Below are 17897 nucleotides of genomic sequence, written 5' to 3'. Positions count from 1 at the left end.
GCGGCACCGCAGCACTGAATCGAAAGGTCAGCTCGGTCACGACTTGCCCGCGATCCACAGGCTCGCGAAGACCAGCGCGACGATGCCGACCAGGAAGATCGCCAGACCCTCGGTCGACGGACCGTAACGGCCCAGGTTGAAGCCGCCCGGGTCCTGGTCGTGCTTCAGCGTCTCCTGGATGTAGGCGATGATGTCGGCCTTCTGCTCCGGGGTGATCTGGTTGTCCCCGAAGACCGGCATGTTCTGCGGGCCGCTCAGCATGGCGGCGTAGATCTGCCGGTCACTCGCCGGGCGCAGGCTCGGGGCGAACTTGCCCGAGGAGAGCGCGCCGCCACCGCCACCGAAGGCGTGGCACTGCGAGCAGTTGATCCGGAACAGCTCACCACCGGCGGCGATGTCGCCCTCGGAGTGCAGGTCGTCGCCGTTCGGCACGACCGGACCGCCACCGAGCTCCTGGATGTACTGGGCGAGCTGGCGGGTCTGCTCGTCGGTGAAGAGCGGCGGCTTGCGGTGCGCCTGGGCCTCCTGCCGCGCCAGCGGCATCCGGCCGGAGCTGACCTGGAACTCCACCGAGGCCGCGCCGACACCGATCAGGCTCGGGCCGCGACCCTCGACACCCTGCGCGTTGCGACCGTGGCAGGTCACACAGCTCACGTCGAACAGGGCCTTGCCCTCGGCGGCGGCGCCGGTCAGCGTGGGGTCGTCCTGCGCCTGCGCACCGGGGGCGAAGACCGTGTAGGCGCCGCCCGCGAGCATCAGCGCGGCGACCAGCCGGACCGCGGCACCCAGCCGGCGGCGGCCCCTGCTGCGCGCGGCGGGCCGCCCGCGCAACCGCGCGAGCAGACCGCGTCGGCGGTCGTTGTCAGAAGTCATGACCTGTGTCCTTAACCGGTTGGACCTTGTCTCAGGGGACGGAGCAGCGGCGCGGTTCGTGACGCGCCAAGATCACTGAAGCCAGTAGATCATGGCGTAGAGAGCGATCCACACCACATCGACGAAGTGCCAGTAGTACGACACGACGATCGCCGAGGTCGCCTGCGCCGGGGTGAACCGGCCCATGGTGGTGCGGATCATGAAGATGATGAAGGCGATCAGACCGCCGGTCACGTGCAGACCGTGGAAGCCGGTGGTCAGGTAGAACATCGACCCGTAACCGTCTTCGTTGATCTTGACGCCCTCGTGCACCAGCGTGCGGTACTCGTTCAGCTGGCCGAGCACGAAGATCAGGCCCATCACGAACGTGATCGTGAACCAGCGCCGCAGCGAGTGCACATCGCCGCGCTCGGCCGCGAAGACGCCGAGCTGGCAGGTGACCGAGGACAACACCAGGATCACCGTGAAGGTGGTCGCGTACGGGATGTTGAGGACCTCGGTGTGCTCCGCCCACTGCTCGGGCGCAGCCGCGCGGATCGAGAAGTACATCGCGAACAGCGCCGCGAAGAACATGAGTTCGCTGGAGAGCCACACGATCGTCCCGACGCTGACCATGTTGGGTCGGGTCAGGGAGTGGATCCGGCTCTTGTCAATGGCTGGGGCCGCAGTCACGCGGTCATTATTGCCCCTGACCGGCGGTCACGATCAGCGGGGGGCCAAACCAACGGTCAGGGTGGCCCGATCGTGGTCGTCCGGTTCGCCTGGCCTAGCCTGAAAAGCGTGCTGCACGTCGATCCGATCTTCGCCGCCACCTCGGCGGTCCCGCCGAGCACGGCCCACGCGACCTGGGCCGGTCCGAGCCTGGCCGCGGGCGGCGAGGCTCTCCCGCCGCCGTTCACCGTCAGCGCGCTGCTGACCGAGACCCGGCTGGACAGTTGGCTGGCGCTCGGCCTGGTGCTCGCCGCCGGGCTCTACCTGTACGGCGTACACCGGCTGCGGATGCGCGGCGACCGTTGGCCGGTCGCGCGGACGGTGTTCTTCCTCGGACCCGGCCTCGGCGGCATCGCCCTGGTCACGGTGAGCGGACTGCACGCGTACGACACCGCGCTGCTGAGCGTGCACATGGTCCAGCACATGGTGCTGTCGATGATCGCGCCGATCTTCCTGGCGCTGGGCGCGCCGATGACGTTGGCCCTGCGTACGCTGCCGGCGCGCCCCCGCAAGCGGCTGCTCGCGATCGTGCACAGCCGGTTCGCCCGGGTCTACAGCTTCCCGCTGGTGGCGTTCGCCATCTTCGTGGTCAACCCGTTCGTGCTGTACTTCACCGACCTGTACCGCTACACCCTCGAGCACGCCTGGGCGCACGAGCTGGTGCACGCGCACTTCATCATGACCGGCTGCGTGTTCTTCTGGCCGCTGCTCGGCCTCGACCCGCTGCCCGGCCGGTGGCCGTACCCGGCCCGGGCGCTGCTGATGCTGCTCTCCGTGCCGTTCCACACCGTGCTCGGGCTCACCATCATGCAGAGCAGCACGCTCTTCGGCGGCGACTGGTACCCCTCGCTGAACCTGTCCTGGGCCGACCCGTGGGACGACCAGGTCCTCGCCGGCGGCATCCTCTGGGCCGGCGGCGAGTTCGTCAGCGTGACCATGCTCGCGGTGCTGGTCGTGCAGTGGGTCAAGCAGTCCGAACGCGAGGCCCGCCGGATCGACCGCGAGCTGGACCGCCAGGAGGCCCGCCAGCGCGCCACGGAATCCGCGAGCTGACCGGCGTCGACGGGTACGCCCCGACGACCGGGCGGGCGGGACGTCACGTACGTCACGTCGACCGGTAGCATCAGCCGGGCAGCTACGAGGTGGGAGCCAGTCGAGTCATGAGTGATCGTCAGTGCACCGTCCTGCTCTACAGCGACGACCCGCAGGTCCGTGACCGGATGCGGCTGGCCGTCGGCACCCGGCCCGCGCCCGACCTGGAGGTCGAGTTCGTCGACGCGTCGACGTACCAGGAGGTCATCCGCCTCGTCGACGACTACGAGATCGACCTGCTGCTGCTCGACGGCGAGGCCAGCCCGGGCGGCGGCATCGGCATCGCCCGCCAGATCAAGGACGACCGCGACGACGCGCCGCCGACCTGCCTCGTGATCGCCCGCGCCGCCGACCGATGGCTCGCGGCCTACGCCGAGGTCGACGCCACCCTGGTGCACCCGCTCGACCCGGTGACCACCGGCACCACGGTGGCCGAGCTGCTGCGGACGCACGCACCCGCCTGACGTCCCCCGCTCCGGCACCGCCACGGCGCCGGACCCACCGGCGCCGGTTCATCCCACCCGCATTTCGCACGCTCGGGAGGCCCGCGATGGGCGATCGGACCTGGCCGCACCTGCTCAACGCGCTGCTGCGTGGCGAGGAGCTCTCCACCGCCGACACCGCGTGGGCCATGGGCGAGATCATGGCCGGCTCGGCCACCGCGGCGCAGATCGCCGGCTTCGCCGTCGGGTTGCGCGCCAAGGGCGAGACCTCCGCCGAGCTGGCCGGCCTGGTGGAGGCGATGCTGGGCCGCGCCGTGCCGGTCACCCTCACCGAGGAGCTGCGCGGCACCGCGCTCGACGTGGTGGGCACCGGCGGCGACCTGGCCCACACCGTCAACATCTCCACCATGGCCGCGCTGGTCGTCGCCGGCGCCGGCGTACGCGTGGTCAAGCACGGCAACCGGGCCGCGTCCTCCTCCTGCGGCACCGCCGACCTGTTGGAGTTCCTCGGCCTACCGCTGGACCTGGACCCGGAGGCCGTCGCCCGCTGCGTCACCGAGGCCGGCATCGGCTTCTGCTTCGCGGCCCGGTTCCACCCGGGTATGCGGCACACCGGCCCGGTCCGTCGCGAGCTGGGTGTGCCCACCGTGTTCAACTTCCTCGGCCCGCTGACCAACCCGGCGCGTCCCCGGGCCGGCGCCGTCGGCTGCTTCGACCCGCGCATGGCGCCCGTGATGGCCGGCGTGTTCGCCGCCCGCGGGGACTCGGTGCTGGTGATGCGCGGCGAGGACGGGCTCGACGAGTTCACGACGGCCGCCCCGACCCGCGTCTGGGTGGCGCAGAACGGCACCGTCCGCGAGGCCGTGCTCGACGCCACCGACCTGGGGGTACCCCGCTCCACCCTGGCCGACCTGCGGGGCGGCGACGCCGCGTTCAACGCCGGCGTGGCGCGCCGCGTACTGGCCGGTGAGCCCGGCCCGGTCCGGGACGCCGTGCTGGTCAACGCGGCGGCGGCGCTGGCCACGCAGGGCCCGCTCGACGGCGACCTGACCGACGCGCTGCGCGCCGGAATGGCCCGGGCCGCCGAGTCGATCGACTCCGGCGCCGCCACGGCCACCCTGGACCGCTGGATCGAGGTGGCCCGCTCGCTCTGACGCCGCGCCCACGCCGACCCAGCGGCCCGCCCTCGGCTGCGCCCGCCGCACGGCGCCAGGCCCAGGGACGGGGCCAGCCCGGGGGCTGCGGACGATGCCCGGAACGCACCGCCGAGGCGGTCTTGTCGGACCCGCGTGCGAAACTACATCGGAGTGATTCACCTCCGTCGTGCGCGGCTTCAGTCGGCGGACCGGAGCGAGAGGAGACGCCCGTGTCGGAGCGCGAGTTCCACTGCGACAACTGCGAGGGCGTTCAGCCCTTCGAGGCCCCGCCGTGCGTCGACGGGCACGGCACCGACTGTCCCGAGCTCGTCTGCACCGGGTGCGGGGCGGCCGTGTTGATCGCCACGTTCGCGTTCCACGCGCCGCAGCTCACCGCCCGCCGCCGACGCCCGTCGACCCACCGCCGCGCCGCCTGAGGCCCCACGCCACGCCCCAGCGGCACGTGGCTCTGGCGCGCTGGTCACCGTCACCGGGCGTCCACGCTGGGACGTGACCTCGGATGACGTCGCGCTCGTGGTGTCCTGGGCGTGTGCGCTGTCCAGACGCCCCGAACACGCCACCGGGCCCGCAGCGCAACACCACCCCAGGTCAACCCCTGTACGGCGTCCAGGGCGCCCGCACCGCCTCCTCGCCCGCCGGCACTCGGGCCGGACCGGTACAGAGGCGCAGAGGCGGGGATGCGAGGGCCGCCAGCCCGGGTCGCAGACGCGCGACGGCCCGCCTCCTGCAGGAGGCGGGCCGTCGTCGTGGTCCGGTGGTGCGGCCGTGCTCAGTGCTCGGCGGTGCGCCGGGTGCCGGAGTAGTACTCGAAGAGCAGGCCGCAGGCGGCGAAGATGACCGCCACCAGGCCGACACCGAGCAGCCAGAGCTGCCAGAACACCAGGCCGAGGCCGGCGATGGCGGCGGCGAACGCCACCCCGAAGGGCCAGTAGCTGCCCGGGCTGAAGAAGCCGACCTCACCCGCGCCGTCGGCGATCTCGGCGTCCGCGCGGTCCTCCGGTCGCAGGTCGATGCGGCGGGAGACGAACCAGAAGAAGCCACCGCACATCGAGCACAGCAGGAAGGACAGCAGCAGGGCCACCGTGCCGACCCACTCGATGTGGCCGGACTCGCCGTGCGTCCAGGCACCGTAGAGGATGGTCGCGCCGGCGAGGAACCCGGCGATCAGAAGGAAGATACGCCACTCGGTCTTCATGCCCGCTCCCTCACTTCCCCGAGCTGACCGGCAGGTCGTCCGGGTTGAAGTTGCTCGTCGTACGCCGGGTGTCGAACGGGCGGGTGGTCTCCGCGTACGGGTCCTCGCCGATCGCGGTCAGCGCCTCCTGCGTGGTGCGGCCGGCCTGCTTGGCCGCGAGGAACTGGTCGTACTTCTCCGGCGACACGACGCGCAGCTCGAAGTTCATGAACGCGTGGTACGTGCCGCAGAGCTCGGCGCAGCGGCCGACGTAGGCGCCCTCGGTCTCCAGGCTGGACACCTCGAACACGTTCCGGATCTTGCCGGGCATGACGTCCCGCTTGAACAGCAGCTCCGGCACCCAGAACGAGTGGATGACGTCGCGGCTGGTCTCCTCGAACCGGATGGACCGGTTGGTCGGCAGCACCAGGATCGGGATGACCTCGCTGGTGCCGAGCGTCGAGGCGACGGTGTTGGCGTCCGTGCCCTCGCCGTCCCGGTAGTTGAACTGCCAGTTCCACTTGAAGGCGACGACCTCGACGGTCACGTCGGGGTTCTTCGTCAACCTGTTCACGTCGGTCTGGACGACCGCCGTGTAGTAGAAGAGCACGGAGACGATCAGCACCGGCGCGATGGTGTAGAGGAACTCCATCGGCAGGTTGTACCGGGTCTGCACCGGCAGCTCGTTGCCCCGCTTCCGGTAGCGCACGATGCACCAGAAGATGAGGCCCCAGACGAACACGCCGACCGCGAGCGCCGCGATGCAGGACGCGATCCACAGGTCGTACATCCGGTGCGACTGCGGAGTGATGCCGCCCTGCGGCCAACCGAAGCCGCCGAACGTCGCGCCGACGTCACAACCCGTGAGCAGGACCAGCAGTGCCACACCGCCGAGACCGAGCCCGGCGAGGCGACCGGCACCACGCCGCCGGCGCCCGCCGGCTCCTGGGGAAGCGCTGTGCCGTACGGCCGACGGCCGTACCTCCGAACTCCTTGCGACCACCTGGTCCTGCCTCCCTAGCGCGCCGCGGTGTCTCGTCTGATTCTGTCGGTCTCCGCCGGGGCGAAGCGACAGCACCGGCGGCAAAGGCGTCACCGACGGTCGCAGATTACTCGACCATGACCGGCTCGACCGTGTTGGGGTGGCCGTCCACCCCCATCGGGGGATCTTGGCCGAGTCTTTCGCGATAGCGTAGGTAGTCGTGAGCGCATCCCCGGTCTACCTGGACGCGGCCACCGCCACGCCACTGCACCCGGTCGCGCGGCAGGCGCTGCTGGCCGCTCTCGACGACGGTTGGGCCGACCCGGGCAAGCTCTACAGCCAGTCCCGTCGGGCCCGCCAACTTCTCGACGCGGCCCGCGCCGCGACCGCCGAGACTCTGGGCGTACGCGCCGACGAGCTGTCCTTCACCGCCAGCGGCACGGCTGCCGCGCACGCCGCCGTGCTCGGCGGCCTGGCCGGTCGCCGCCGGGCGGGCCGCACGTTCGTGCACTCGGCGATCGAACACTCCGCCGTGCTGCACGCGGCGGAGCGGCACGTCGCCGACGGCGGCGAGGCGACCTCCGTGCCGGTGGACCGGCTCGGCGGACTGGACCCGGACGCGTGGTCGGCGGCCGTGGACGCGCCGGGGGTGGCGCTGGCGGCGCTGATCGCGGCGAGCCACGAGGTGGGCACCGTCCAGCCGGTGGCCGGGGCGGCCGCCGCGTGCGACGACGCCGGGGTGCCGCTGTACGTGGACGCGGCGCAGCTGGTCGGCCGGGGCCCGGTGCCGGCGGGCTGGTCGCTGCTGACAGCCAGCGCCCACAAGTGGGGTGGCCCGGCCGGTGTGGGTCTGCTGGTGGTCCGCAAGGGCACCCGGTGGGAGTCGCCCTATCCGGCCGACGAGCGGGAGTCGGGGCGTACGCCCGGGGCGTTGAACCTGCCCGCGGTCGTGGCGGCCGCGGCGAGCCTGCGCGCGGTGGCGGCCGAGGCCACGGCGGAGGCGGCCCGGTTGGCGCCGCTGGTGGACCGGATCCGGGCGCGCGTCGCGGCGGACGTGCCGGACGTGGAGGTGGTGGGCGACCCGGAGCGCCGGCTGCCGCACCTGGTCACCTTCTCCTGCCTGTACGTGGACGGGGAGGCGCTGCTGCACGCGCTGGACCGGCGTGGCTTCGCGGTGTCCTCCGGCTCGTCGTGCACCTCGTCGACGCTGCGCCCGTCGCACGTGCTGGAGGCGATGGGGGTGCTGTCGCACGGCAACGTACGGGTCTCGCTGCACCGGGAGACGTCGGAGGCGGACGTCGAGCGGTTCCTCGCCGAGCTGCCGGGGATCGTGGCCGACCTGCGCGCCGAGGCGGGGGTGGTGGGGCTGTGACGCTGCCCGACGAGGTGCTCGACTGCCGTGGCCAGCGCTGCCCGCTGCCGGTGATCGCGGTGGCCCGGCGGCTGCCCGAGCTGCCGGTGGGCACGGTGGTGCGGGTGCTCGCCGACGATCCGGCGGCGGCGGTGGACATCCCGGCGTGGTGCCGGATGCGCGGCCAGGAGTTCCTGGGCACGGTGACGGGGCCCGACGGCCCCGCCTACGACGTCCGCCGCCGACACTGATCACCCCCACCTGCCCCCACCCGCCCGCCCAGCCGGCGATCGCGCACTTCGCGGGCGCGGGGTGGGGAGCGTCAGGGCAGGAGGTGGGGGCGGATCTCGTCGGCGGCCACGTCGCCGTAGGACTCGGCGAGGCGCTTGACGAACAGGTCACGGCGGACCTGGTACTCCTGGGTGCCGACGGTCTCCAGCACCAGCGTGGCGAGCAGCGAGCCGACCTGGGCGGCCCGCTCCAGGCCGAGGCCCCAGGAGAGCGCGGTGAAGAAGCCGGCACGGAAGCCGTCGCCGACGCCGGTCGGGTCGACGGCGCGGGTCTCCCGCGCGATCGGCACGTGGATCGTCTCGAAGTCGCGCCCGGCGATCTCCACACCGCGCTTGCCCAGCGTGGTGACCCGGATCTTGACGCGCTCCAGCAGCTGGGCGTCGCTCAGCCCCGCCTTGCTCTGCAGTAGCGACTTCTCGTAGTCGTTCGTCATGAGGTACTCGGCGCCGTCGATCAGCGACACCACGTCCTCGCCGTCCATCCGGGCCAACTGCTGGGACGGGTCGGCGGCGAAGGAATAGCCGCGCTCCCGGCACTCGGCCGAGTGCCGCAGCATCGCCTCGGGGTCGTTCGCGCCGACCAGCACCAGGTCGAGCCCGCCGAGGCGCTCGGCGACGGGGGCCAGCTCGATGTTGCGCGCCTCACTCATCGCGCCGGCGTAGAACGAGGCGATCTGGCACATGTCGGTGTCGGTGGTGCAGACGAAGCGGGCGGTGTGCGCCACCTCGCTGACGTGCACCGAGTCGCAGTCCACGCCGTGGCGCTCCAGCCAGGAGCGGTAGTCGGCGAAGTCGGCCCCGACCGCGCCGAGCAGCACCGGGTTCAGGCCGAGCTGACCCATGCCGAAGGCGATGTTCGCCGCCACGCCGCCGCGCCGCAGCACCAGGTCGTCCACCAGGAAGGAGAGCGACACGTTGTGCAGCTGATCGGCGATGAGCTGGTCGGCGAAGCGACCCGGGAAGCTCATCAGGTGGTCGGTGGCGATGGATCCGGTCACCGCGATCTTCATGTCAACCCTCGGGGTCGGGAGCAGGGCGCGGTCAGCCTACCGGGCCGTCAACCCGGCCGTGTCCGGTCGGTCGCACGACGGTCACCCGCGCGATACCGGCTGGTACGACGACGGGGCCGCCCCGGTCGGGACGGCCCCGTCATGGTGACGCGTATGTCGACTCAGCTGAACGAGTCGCCGCAGGCGCAGGAGCTGCCCGCGTTGGGGTTGTCGATGGTGAAGCCCTGAGCGTCGATGCGGTCGGCGAAGTCGATGGTGGCACCGGCCAGGTAGGGGGCGCTCATCCGGTCGACGACGACCTCGACACCGTCGTAGTCGGTGACGATGTCACCGTCGAGGGAGCGCTCGTCGAAGAAGAGCTGGTACCGGAGGCCGGAGCAGCCACCCGGCTGCACCGCGACCCGGAGCCGCAGGTCGTCACGGCCCTCCTGCTCGATCAGGGCCTTGACCTTCTGCGCCGCGACGTCGGTGAGGACGACGGACGTGGGGGCCTTGGCCTCGGTCGACTCGGTCTGCGCTGGACTGGTCACGTGGAATTCTCCCTGCGCGCGTGTGGTGTGGTCGTCGCGACCAACGTCAGGCGTCGGCCGGCGATTCCCACTGTGGTCCAATTTCTGATTGTAGGCCGCTCCGGGCCGGCTGACCCGTCGACGTGACCTCGGGGCTTCCCCACGGGGCGTGGGTCACACCTGCGGTCACCTGCTCCATTGCCGGGCCAGGCGCGCGCCCAGCTCGCGCAGACCGTCCGCGGGCCGGGCGAGGGCCTCCGCCAGCCCGCCGCCGGCCTCGCCGCCGAAGTGCTCCACCAGGCTGTACGCGTCGGTCACGCCGGCCGCGGCGGCCTCCCGCCGGCCGGTGCTCACCTGACCGGCCAGCACCACGCACGGCACGCCGCGATCACGGGCGGCGCCGGCCACCCCCGCCACCACCTTCCCGCGCAGCGACTGGTGGTCGAAGGAGCCCTCACCGGTGATCACCAGATCCGCCCCGTCCAGCGCGGTCTCCAGCCCGATGGCCCGGGTGACCAGACCGATACCGGATTCGCAGTGACCACCGAGGGCGAGGATCGCGGCGCCGAGGCCGCCGGCCGCCCCACCACCGGGCAACGCGCCCAGCGAGGGCGGGCAGCCGGGCAGGTCCCGCTCCAGTACGGCGGCGAAGCGTTCCAGCGCGGCGTCGAGCAGCAGCACGTCGGCCCGGTCGGCACCCTTCTGCGGGCCGAACACGTTGCTCGCGCCGTGCAGGCCCAGCAGCGGGTTGTCGACGTCGGTGGCGGCCACCAGCCGGGCGTCGCGCAGCCGGGGCGCGCCGTCGAGCGCGGCGACGGCGGCAAGCGCCGCACCCCCGTACGGCAGGGCCAGGCCGGCCTCGTCCAGCGGGGTGACGCCGAGCGCGGTGAGCATCCCCGCTCCCCCGTCGTTGGTGGCGGAGCCGCCCAGCCCGATCACCACCGTCCGGGCGCCGTGCTCCACCGCGGCGGCGACCAGCAGCCCCAGCCCGTACGAGGTGGCGGCCTTCGGGTCCCGCTCGTCGGCGCCGAGCAGGTGCAGGCCACACGCCTGGGCGCTCTCCAGGTAGGCGGTGGCGTCGCGGGTGAGCAGGATCTCACCGGCGGCGGGCCGGCCGAGCGGATCGACGGTGGGCACCGGCACGCGGCGGGCGTCCAGGGCGTCGGCGAGGATGTCGAGGAAGCCGGGACCGCCGTCGGCGAGTGGGCGGATCAGCAGGTCGTCACCGTCGGCGACGGTGCGCCAACCGTCCGCCACGGCGGCGGCCACCTCCGGGGCGGCCAGGGTGCCGGCGAACTTGTCGGGGCAGAGCAGCACGCGCATGCCGAGCAGTGTGGCAGCACACATCGCGGACGGCTGCCACGCGCCCGCGCTGTGGGACCATGGAGGGCGTGACTTCGACCTGGGTAGAACCCTCCAACACCGCGACGGCACTGCTGCTGCTCGGTCGGGGCAGCGACCCGTCGACCGAGCGTGGCGTCGAGTGTCCGGGCGACCTCCCGGCGCCCAGCGACCCGGACCTGGTGGCCCGGGCGGCGGCGGCGAAGGCGGCGCTCGGCAGCAAGGTGTTCGTGCTGGGCCACCACTACCAGCGCGACGAGGTGATCCAGTTCGCCGACGTGACCGGCGACTCGTTCAAGCTGGCCCGGGAGGCCGCCGCCCGCCCGGACGCGGAGTACATCGTCTTCTGCGGTGTGCACTTCATGGCCGAGAGCGCCGACATCCTCACCTCGGACGCGCAGAAGGTGATCCTGCCCGACCTGGCCGCCGGTTGTTCGATGGCCGACATGGCGGTGCTCGGGCAGGTCGAGGCGGCCTGGGACGTGCTCACCGAACTGGGCGTCGCGGAGCAGACGGTGCCGGTCACGTACATGAACTCCTCGGCGGACATCAAGGGGTTCGTCGGTCGCCGCGGCGGGGTCGTCTGCACCTCGTCCAACGCCAAGCGCGCGCTGGACTGGGCGTTCGAGCAGGGGTCGAAGGTGCTCTTCCTCCCCGACCAGCACCTGGGCCGCAACACGGCGGTGCTGGAGATGGGCTACTCGCTCGACGACTGCGTGCTCTACGACCCGCACAAGCGCAACGGCGGGTTGACCGCGGAGCAGCTGCGCGACGCGAAGATGATCCTGTGGCGGGGCCACTGCTCGGTGCACGGCCGGTTCACCCTCGACAGCGTCAACGACGTCCGCGAGCGGGTGCCCGGGGTGAACGTGCTGGTCCACCCGGAGTGCCGGCACGAGGTCGTCACCGCCGCCGACCTGGTCGGCTCGACGGAGTTCATCATCAAGACCATCGAGGCGGCCCCGGCCGGCTCGGCGTGGGCGGTGGGCACCGAGCTCAACCTGGTCCGCCGGCTGGCGCTGGCCCACCCGGACAAGCAGATCATGTTCCTCGACCGGGCCGTCTGCTACTGCTCGACGATGAACCGGATCGACCTGCCGCACCTGGTGTGGGCCCTGGAGGAGTTGGTGGCCGGCCGGGTGGTCAACCAGATCACCGTGGATCCGGACACCGCCCGGCACGCGCGGGCGGCACTGGACCAGATGCTGGCCCTGCCGGGCGCGGACACTCCGGCACCCACCACGAATTGATCACTTTCCGTAGCGACCTTGGTGCGTATTAGTACCGGATCGCCGAATTAAGGCGCTGCGGGTGGTGTGACCGGTTCCATGTTCGCTCCCGAGGACTATGCTGCCGGAGCAACGACGCAGGCGACTGTTTGACCACGGCCGCATCTCGGGTACCGGTGACCATGACGGGCCCCACCCATCACACAGCAGCATCGACGCGCTGGAGGTTGCGTTGACCGACGACGTCCTGGTCGTGCACGGAGGCACTCCGCTGGAAGGGCGGATCCGCGTGCGCGGCGCGAAGAACCTGGTCTCCAAGGCGATGGTCGCCGCGCTGCTCGGCGACAGCCCGAGCCGGCTGTTCGACGTGCCGAAGATCCGCGACGTCGAGGTGGTCCGGGGTCTGCTCGGTCTGCACGGTGTCAAGGTCACCGACGGTGAGGAAGAGGGCGAGCTCGTCTTCGACCCGGCCAACGTCGAGAGCGCCAGCACCGACCAGATCAACGTGCACGCGGGGTCGAGCCGGATTCCGATCCTGTTCTGCGGCCCGCTGCTGCACCGCCTCGGGCACGCGTTCATCCCGGACCTGGGCGGCTGCCACATCGGGCCGCGGCCGATCGACTTCCACCTCCAGGCGCTGCGCGAGTTCGGCGCCACGGTCGACAAGCGCCCGGAGGGTCTGCACCTGTCCGCGCCCAACGGCCTGCGGGGCACGAAGTTCGCGCTGCCGTACCCGAGCGTGGGCGCCACCGAGCAGGTGCTGCTCACCGCGGTGATGGCCGAGGGCGTCACCGAGCTGCGCAACGCGGCGGTGGAGCCGGAGATCCTCGACCTGATCTGCGTCCTGCAGAAGATGGGCGCGATCATCAAGGTGCACACCGACCGGGTGATCGAGATCCAGGGCGTGCCGAAGCTGCACGGCTACACCCACCGGCCGATCCCGGACCGGATCGAGGCCGCGAGCTGGGCCGCCGCCGCGCTCGCCACCCGCGGCGACGTCGAGGTGCTCGGCGCGCAGCAGGCCGACATGATGACCTTCCTGAACATCTTCCGCTCGGTCGGCGGCGAGTACGAGGTCACCGACCTGCGGCCGCCGCGCAACGGCCAGCCTGGCCAGGAGGGCGGCATCCGGTTCTGGCACCCGGGCGGTGAGCTCAAGTCGGTGGCGCTGGAGACCGACGTGCACCCCGGCTTCATGACCGACTGGCAGCAGCCCCTCGTGGTGGCGCTCACCCAGGCCCGGGGCCTGTCGATCGTCCACGAGACCGTCTACGAGCAGCGGCTGGGCTACACCGAGGCGCTGAACTCGATGGGCGCCAACATCCAGGTCTACCGGGACTGCCTCGGCGGCACCCCGTGCCGCTTCGGCCGGCGCAACTTCAAGCACTCCGCGGTGATCGCCGGCCCGAGCAAGCTGCACGCGGCCGACCTGGTCATCCCGGACCTGCGGGCCGGCTTCAGCCACCTGATCGCGGCGCTCGCCGCCGAGGGCACCTCCCGGGTGTACGGCGTCGACCTGATCAACCGCGGCTACGAGGACTTCGAGGCGAAGCTCGCCGACCTGGGCGCCCACGTCGAGCGGCCGTAATCCCGAGCCGTTCGCGCCCGGTGCACCGCGATGTGCACCGGGCGCCAACGGTTGGCTACCCTTTTCGGGTGCCGTCGCTGTTTCGCCGCAAGTCCACCGACCTCGTCGACGAGGCCGTCACCTCGGTGACGCCGGACGAGTCGTCCGATTCCGCCCGTTCCCGGGGCTACACCCCGGCGAAGGGACGCGAGACCCCGAAGCGGCCGGCCGCCGGTCGCCGGCCCGGCGGCGGCGCCCCCGCCAAGCCGCTGAGCAAGGAAGAGGCCCGGGTCCGTCGCCGTGAGCTGCGGGCCGAGGCGGCGGCCGAGTTCCGTCGTGAGGGGGGTCCGCGCGACCGGGGGCCCGAGCGGCTGCTGGCGCGCAACGTCGTCGACTCCCGGCGTACGGTCGGCACCTGGTTCTTCGGCGGCGCGCTGATCGTGCTCATCGGGTCGAACGCGGCGATGCCCGCCGAGGTGCGACTGGTCTCCAACCTGCTCTGGGGCGCGCTGGCCCTGGGCGTGGTGGTCGACTCGATCCTGATCTCCCGCAAGATCGGCAAGCTCGTCCGGGAGCGGTTCCCCAAGAGCGACCAGCGGATGGGCTCCCTCTACCTCTACGCGATCATGCGGTCGATCACCTTCCGCCGGATGCGCGCCCCCGCCCCTCGGGTCAACCTCGGCGACCCGGTCTGACCCCACGCCGGCCCTCCCCCTCCGGGCACCAGGAACCGCTGCGTGGGCGACCACGCGGACCGACGGAGGGAACAATGGCGCCGGAACTGGCCCCACCGCTGGCCGTCATCGCCGCCGCGCTGCGCCGGGAACGGCACCGGGTCGGCATCTCGCTGGCCGAGCTGGCCCAACGGTCCGGGATCGCCGAGTCCACGCTCGCCGAGTGGGAGGCGGCTCGGGGTGACCCGGGCATCGAGTCGCTGTGGTCGCTCGGCCGGGCGCTCGGCGTTCCGTTCAGTCGGCTGGTCGAGCCGCCGCGCGCGCCCGTACGCGTGATCCGGGCCGGCGAGGGCCCGCAGGTCCGCTCGGAGCACGCCGACTTCACCGGCACCCTGCTCAGCGCCGGCTCGGACCAGGTCCGCCGCGACGTGTACCTCATCGAACTGGAGCCCGGGGCGGTGCGGACCGCGGACGCCCACGCCCCCCGCAGCGCCGAACACGTCGTCGTGGCCGCCGGCCGGCTCCGGGTCGGCCCCGAGTCCGACCTCGTGGAGCTGGGCCCCGGCGACTACGCGATGTTCCCGCTGACGCCCCGCACCGGTACGAGGCGCTGGAGCCGGGCACCTTCGCGGTGCTGGTGTTGGAGCACCCCTGACCGGCGTTCACGCCGTCGCGGCCGACGCCCCGTCCTGCGCCGCCCGCTCCCGTGCCGCCTGGTCCCCTGCCGCCTGGTCCCGTGCCGCCTGGTCCGGCGGCCCGGTCTCCGCCGGCGACCGGTACAGCCGCGCGACGACCTCCTCGATGTCCGGCTCCACGACCGCGATGTCCCGCAGGCTGGCCAGCCCGGCCAGCCCGGCGACCACCTCGGCCACCCCGGCGGACTCCAGCGCGTACGCGAGCCGCCGACCGTCCGCCGTCACCTGGTGCAGCCGCGCCCCGGGCAGCACCGGTGGCTCCGCCAACGGCGCGTCCAGGTCGGCGACGACCAGGCGGCGGGAGCCGTACCGGTGGTGCAGCTGCGCGATCGAGCCGTCGTGCACCACCCGGCCGTGGTCGACCACCACCAGCCGCCGGCACAGCCGCTCGATGTCCGCCAGGTCGTGGGTGGTCAGGACCAGCGTCGTGTCACCGGCCCGGCCCAGTTCGGCGAGGAAGCCCCGGACCGCCTGTCGGCTCACCACGTCCAGGCCGATCGTCGGCTCGTCGAGGAAGAGCACCTCCGGGCCGTGCAGCAGCGCGGCGGTCAGCTCGCCCCGCATCCGCTGGCCGAGGGAGAGCTGCCGGACCGGGACGTCGAGGAAGCCGTCCAGGTCGAGCAGGTCGCGGCAGCGGCGCAGCCGAGCGGCGTGCTCGGCGGCCGGCACCCGGTAGACGTGCCGGAGCAGGTCGAACGACTCCCGCAGCGGCAGGTCCCACCAGAGCTGTGAGCGCTGCCCGAACACCACGCCGATGCGCAGGGCCAGGCGGGTGCGCTGGGCGACCGGGCGCAGCCCGCAGACGCGTACCTCGCCGGCGGTGGGCATGAGCACACCGGTGAGCATCTTCAGCGTGGTGGACTTGCCGGCGCCGTTCGGCCCGATGTAGCCGAGCATCTCGCCCCGCTCCACCCGCAGGTCGATCCCGTCGACGGCGGCGCGGACCCGCCGCTCACGGCGCAGCCGCCCGGTCTTCACCCGTACCGTGAACTCCTTGCGCAGCCCGCGCGCGTCGATGACCGTCATGACCCCGTACTCCGGTAGTGGCGGATGCCGAAGCGCCAGGCCGCGGCCGCCACCGCGGCGGCGACCACCGCGACGCCCGGCGCGGCCCAGCCCACCCAGGCCGGCAGGCCGAGCGGGTCGGCGCGGCCGAGCAGGGCCAGCGCCGGGTGGTAGCTGACGAAGGCGAAGCCCAGGCCGTACGCGAACAGGCCCCGGAACCAGCCGCCGTAGACGGTGACCGGGTACGAGGTGAAGTCACGCCCACCGTAGGTCACCGAGTTGGCCAGCTCCCCCGACTCGATCCAGAAGAAGGAGACGGTGGCGGTGGCCACGAAGACCGCGCCGAAGAAGACCACCCCGGCGACCGGGGCGAGCACGGCCAGCAGGACGCGGCCCGGCGTCCACACCAGGTCGGCGGAGACCAGCGCGACGACCCAGACGGCCAGCCCGAACAGCGCCCGGGAGACCTTACGCAGCGGCAGCTCCATCAGCAGCAGCTGGGGCAACGCACCGAGCGGACGCAGCAGGACCGCGTCGAGCAGGCCGGTCCGCACGTAGCGGGGTATCCGCTCGATGTTGCCGACGAGCAGGTCGGCGGTGGCGAACGCGCAGGCGGACAGGCCGACCATCACCAACGTCTCGCGCAGCGTGAACCCGCCCAGTTCCCGGGTCACGCCGAACAGCACGAGCACGGTGACCACGTCGAACACGGTCGCGCCCACGTTGCCCAGCAGGTCGGCCACGAACGAGGCGCGGTACGCGGTCTGCGACCGGGCCTGCGCGCCGAGCAACGCCCGGTACGCGGTCAGCGCCCCGCCCCGGCCGGCCGCCCCGCCCTCACCCACCCTGCACCACCAGCCGGCGCTCCGCGCGGCCCTGCACCCACCGGCACGCCCCGAGCAGCAGCAGGGCCCAGCCCACCTGGACGGCGACGAGCCCCAGCTGCACCGGCGTGGGATCGCGTTCGACGAGCACGTCGAGCGGTGTCTGCAACAGGCTCGGGAACGGGGTGACGATCCACAGTGTCTGGTAGAGCCACTCCGGCAGGAACCGCAGCGGGAAGTAGAGCCCGGCCAGCACGCCCGAGCCGAGCGTCCAGAGGATCATCGGTCCGCGGACGTCCTCCAGCCAGTAGGCGGTGGCGTTGACCAGGAACCGGCAGGCGAAGCAGAGCACGACCGCGGCGGCGGCCGAGACGACGAAGAGCGGCACCGTCGGCCAGCGCGCGGGCAGGTGCACCGGGAAGAAGAGCGGGCCCACCAGCACGGGCGGCAGCAGCCGGGCCAGCGCGGCGTAACCGGCGCGGCCCAGGTCGGTGGCGAGGTACGCGGTCACCGGGTGGACGGGCCGGAGCAGATCCGCGGTGACGTCACCGGTGCGGATCCGGTCGGCCAGCTCGGTCCAGCCCCAGAGCAGGACCACGGCGAGCAGGCCCTGTCCAACCCAGACGAAGGTGGCGAGCTGCCGGGGGTCGTACCCGGCTGCGGAGCCCGCCGCGCCGGCCACGGCGAGCAGCACGTAGCAGCGCAGGAAGCCGAAGACCACGTTGGTCACGACGCCGGCCAGGGCCGCCTGACGGTAGGTGGAGTATCGTCGGAAACCGGATACGGCTATAGCCCTAAATGTCCGAAACGATAGGATAACGTTTGCGGCGGTGGCCGGTGCCACAGTGGCGGTGACCGAGCCCACGCCGTTACCCTCCATCCGCAGCCACGCCCTGCCGGAACGGGCGACTCTACCGGCAGGTCGGGTGCCCAGCGCGACAATTTGGCAACGAGGTGACACGCCGTGAGC

The 17897-nt window shown here is 72.4% G+C and carries 19 protein-coding genes and 1 pseudogene; 10 read left to right on the top strand and 10 right to left on the bottom strand.

The annotated features are described in order from the left end of the window. Positions 1 to 36 precede the first annotated feature (36 nt). Positions 37 to 873, bottom strand: a complete 837-nt coding sequence (locus ACIBTV_RS07965) for a cytochrome c (protein ID WP_091596494.1) — start codon at positions 871 to 873, stop codon at positions 37 to 39. Positions 874 to 945: 72 nt separating this feature from the next. Continuing rightward, positions 946 to 1545 carry a heme-copper oxidase subunit III gene (locus ACIBTV_RS07960; protein WP_091596491.1) on the bottom strand — a complete coding sequence of 200 codons (600 nt, stop codon included), beginning with the start codon at positions 1543 to 1545 and terminating at the stop codon, positions 946 to 948. A gap of 108 nt (positions 1546 to 1653) precedes the next feature. Here ACIBTV_RS07960 and ACIBTV_RS07955 point away from each other — a divergent pair, with 108 nt between their 5' ends. The 4 genes from ACIBTV_RS07955 (at position 1654) to ACIBTV_RS07940 (ending at position 4692) form a co-directional block, all read left to right on the top strand. Beyond that, the gene (locus tag ACIBTV_RS07955; protein ID WP_396703278.1) at positions 1654 to 2637 is read left to right on the top strand and encodes a cytochrome c oxidase assembly protein; all 984 of its coding nucleotides are present in this window, start codon (positions 1654 to 1656) and stop codon (positions 2635 to 2637) included. Positions 2638 to 2744: 107 nt separating this feature from the next. Next, positions 2745 to 3140, top strand: a complete 396-nt coding sequence (locus ACIBTV_RS07950; protein WP_396703277.1) for a hypothetical protein — start codon at positions 2745 to 2747, stop codon at positions 3138 to 3140. 86 nt (positions 3141 to 3226) lie between these two features. Continuing rightward, positions 3227 to 4273 (top strand): anthranilate phosphoribosyltransferase, encoded by a 1047-nt coding sequence (gene trpD / locus ACIBTV_RS07945; RefSeq protein ID WP_396703276.1) that lies wholly within the window; start codon positions 3227 to 3229, stop codon positions 4271 to 4273. 212 nt (positions 4274 to 4485) lie between these two features. Next, the gene (locus tag ACIBTV_RS07940) at positions 4486 to 4692 is read left to right on the top strand and encodes a hypothetical protein (protein WP_396703275.1); all 207 of its coding nucleotides are present in this window, start codon (positions 4486 to 4488) and stop codon (positions 4690 to 4692) included. A 353-nt stretch (positions 4693 to 5045) separates the two neighbouring features. Here ACIBTV_RS07940 and ACIBTV_RS07935 read toward each other — a convergent pair whose 3' ends face one another. Together ACIBTV_RS07935 and coxB are read right to left on the bottom strand one after the other, a co-directional pair. After that, complete coding sequence (locus tag ACIBTV_RS07935) at positions 5046 to 5471, bottom strand: cytochrome c oxidase subunit 4 (protein ID WP_396703273.1); 426 nt, start codon at positions 5469 to 5471, stop codon at positions 5046 to 5048. A 10-nt stretch (positions 5472 to 5481) separates the two neighbouring features. Continuing rightward, on the bottom strand, positions 5482 to 6453 hold the full coding sequence (gene coxB, locus ACIBTV_RS07930; RefSeq protein WP_396703271.1) for a cytochrome c oxidase subunit II: 972 nt from the start codon (positions 6451 to 6453) through the stop codon (positions 5482 to 5484). A gap of 199 nt (positions 6454 to 6652) precedes the next feature. On the opposite strand from coxB, the gene ACIBTV_RS07925 reads away from it, so the two are divergent. Then, positions 6653 to 7804 (top strand): cysteine desulfurase family protein, encoded by a 1152-nt coding sequence (locus ACIBTV_RS07925; RefSeq protein ID WP_396703270.1) that lies wholly within the window; start codon positions 6653 to 6655, stop codon positions 7802 to 7804. Next, positions 7801 to 8034 carry a sulfurtransferase TusA family protein gene (locus ACIBTV_RS07920; protein WP_091596467.1) on the top strand — a complete coding sequence of 78 codons (234 nt, stop codon included), beginning with the start codon at positions 7801 to 7803 and terminating at the stop codon, positions 8032 to 8034. Before ACIBTV_RS07925 ends, ACIBTV_RS07920 begins: the two co-directional genes overlap by 4 nt. Before the next feature lie 71 nt (positions 8035 to 8105). On the opposite strand, the gene ACIBTV_RS07915 is transcribed toward ACIBTV_RS07920, so the two are convergent. The 3 genes from ACIBTV_RS07915 to ACIBTV_RS07905 all read right to left on the bottom strand — a co-directional run bounded on the left by ACIBTV_RS07915 (position 8106) and on the right by ACIBTV_RS07905 (position 10939). Further along, positions 8106 to 9083, bottom strand: coding sequence for a carbohydrate kinase family protein (locus ACIBTV_RS07915; RefSeq protein WP_396703268.1), 978 nt, complete (start codon positions 9081 to 9083; stop codon positions 8106 to 8108). 161 nt (positions 9084 to 9244) lie between these two features. Next, complete coding sequence (gene erpA, locus ACIBTV_RS07910; protein ID WP_091596461.1) at positions 9245 to 9613, bottom strand: iron-sulfur cluster insertion protein ErpA; 369 nt, start codon at positions 9611 to 9613, stop codon at positions 9245 to 9247. A gap of 165 nt (positions 9614 to 9778) precedes the next feature. Next, positions 9779 to 10939, bottom strand: coding sequence for a glycerate kinase (locus tag ACIBTV_RS07905; RefSeq protein ID WP_396703267.1), 1161 nt, complete (start codon positions 10937 to 10939; stop codon positions 9779 to 9781). A 44-nt stretch (positions 10940 to 10983) separates the two neighbouring features. Here ACIBTV_RS07905 and nadA point away from each other — a divergent pair, with 44 nt between their 5' ends. The 4 genes and pseudogenes from nadA to ACIBTV_RS07885 form a co-directional block, all read left to right on the top strand. After that, positions 10984 to 12183, top strand: a complete 1200-nt coding sequence (gene nadA / locus ACIBTV_RS07900) for a quinolinate synthase NadA (RefSeq protein ID WP_396703266.1) — start codon at positions 10984 to 10986, stop codon at positions 12181 to 12183. Positions 12184 to 12394: 211 nt separating this feature from the next. Beyond that, the gene (murA, locus tag ACIBTV_RS07895) at positions 12395 to 13750 is read left to right on the top strand and encodes a UDP-N-acetylglucosamine 1-carboxyvinyltransferase (RefSeq protein WP_396703265.1); all 1356 of its coding nucleotides are present in this window, start codon (positions 12395 to 12397) and stop codon (positions 13748 to 13750) included. 68 nt (positions 13751 to 13818) lie between these two features. Further along, on the top strand, positions 13819 to 14424 hold the full coding sequence (locus tag ACIBTV_RS07890; RefSeq protein ID WP_396703264.1) for a DUF3043 domain-containing protein: 606 nt from the start codon (positions 13819 to 13821) through the stop codon (positions 14422 to 14424). 74 nt (positions 14425 to 14498) lie between these two features. Next, positions 14499 to 14642: pseudogene (locus tag ACIBTV_RS07885) on the top strand (helix-turn-helix domain-containing protein); the annotation flags it as partial. A gap of 423 nt (positions 14643 to 15065) precedes the next feature. On the opposite strand, the gene ACIBTV_RS07880 reads toward ACIBTV_RS07885, so the two are convergent. From ACIBTV_RS07880 to ACIBTV_RS07870, 3 genes are read right to left on the bottom strand one after another with little or no spacing between them, the layout of a single operon-like run. Continuing rightward, the gene (locus ACIBTV_RS07880; RefSeq protein WP_396703263.1) at positions 15066 to 16124 is read right to left on the bottom strand and encodes an ATP-binding cassette domain-containing protein; all 1059 of its coding nucleotides are present in this window, start codon (positions 16122 to 16124) and stop codon (positions 15066 to 15068) included. Further along, positions 16121 to 16948 carry an ABC transporter permease gene (locus ACIBTV_RS07875; RefSeq protein ID WP_396703262.1) on the bottom strand — a complete coding sequence of 276 codons (828 nt, stop codon included), beginning with the start codon at positions 16946 to 16948 and terminating at the stop codon, positions 16121 to 16123. The genes ACIBTV_RS07880 and ACIBTV_RS07875 overlap by 4 nt, the downstream gene beginning before the upstream one ends. After that, a complete protein-coding gene (locus tag ACIBTV_RS07870; RefSeq protein WP_396703261.1) occupies positions 16941 to 17657 on the bottom strand; it encodes an ABC transporter permease in 717 nt (238 codons plus the stop codon). Before ACIBTV_RS07870 ends, ACIBTV_RS07875 begins: the two co-directional genes overlap by 8 nt. Positions 17658 to 17897: the final 240 nt, after the last annotated feature.

Source organism: Micromonospora sp. NPDC049366, from assembly GCF_044466625.1.
In the GTDB taxonomy this organism is placed as follows: domain Bacteria; phylum Actinomycetota; class Actinomycetes; order Mycobacteriales; family Micromonosporaceae; genus Micromonospora.
The sequence above is the reverse complement of the archived record's forward strand: the minus strand, read 5'-3'. Positions and strand labels throughout refer to the sequence as shown.